This window comes from Nakamurella sp. GG22 (assembly GCF_052976845.2).
Genome location: NZ_JBRIIO020000074.1, coordinates 1 through 1,037, shown reverse-complemented (window position 1 = coordinate 1,037; position 1,037 = coordinate 1). Strand labels below are relative to the sequence as shown.

General features: G+C 67.6%; 1 pseudogene. It reads right to left on the bottom strand.

What is annotated here, in order from left to right:
- Positions 1-870, bottom strand: a pseudogene (locus ACVBEQ_RS28050) (IS256 family transposase); the annotation flags it as partial.
- Positions 871-1,037: the final 167 nt, after the last annotated feature.

Genomic DNA, 1,037 nt, shown 5'->3' with positions numbered 1-1,037 from the left:
TCCACGCCGGGGGCGGTGTAGATCTTCTTCAGCTCCGCGGCGATGGCCTTGCGGTCGTTGTAGGACACGAAACGCATCGAGGACCTGATCAGATGCACCACACAGGTTTGGACGGTGGTCCGCGGCCAGGTCGCCTCGATCGCCTCCGGGAGCCCGGTCAGCCCGTCGCAGCACACGATCAGCACGTCTTTCACGCCTCGGTTCGCCAGCTCGGCGCAGACCCCGGCCCAGAACTTGGAGCCCTCGGTGGATTGCACCCAGATCCCGAGAACGTGCTTGACGCCGTCCATGTCGACGCCGACGGCGATGTGCGCGGCCTTGTTCCGGACCTGGTGCCCGTCGCGGACTTTCACCACGATCGCGTCCAGGTACATGATCGGGTAGAGCTCTTCCAACGGGCGGGACTGCCAGGCCCTGACCTCGTCCAGGACCGCGTCGGTGACCCGGCTGATCGTGTCGTGGGACAACTCGGTGCCCAACGTTCGGGACAGGTGCGCCTGGATGTCGCGGACGGTCATCCCGCCGGCGTAGAGGCTGATGATCTGCTCGTCCAACCCGCCGAGGCGGCGCTGCCCCTTCGGAACCAGCCGCGGCTCGAACGAGCCGGCCCGGTCGCGGGGCACGTCCAACGGGACCGGGCCGATCTCGGTGGAGACCTTCTTCGGGGGTCGTGCCGTTCCGGGAGTTCGGCGATCCACGACCAGCCGGATCGCCGTGCTCGTAACCGAGGTGGCCGGTCAGCTCCGCCGCCAGGCCGCGCTCGAGGACCGCTTTGATCATCTCCGGCAGGAACCCGCCCTGACCGGTCAGCTGCACCCCACCCTGCTGCGCCGAGTCGATCAGCTCATCAAGCCAGGTGTCGTCGGCCATCAACTCCCGAAGCTGTTTCGCGCTCACCCGGCCCGGGCCGACGGGCCCGTTCTCGTCCTGCTCCGCCACCGGCACCTGCCCGTTGGAAGTGACCATCACCCGCTCCTTCTCGAGGCTCCCACCTCAGGATCGGACCGCAACACCTACACAGACGATCTGACACGCCC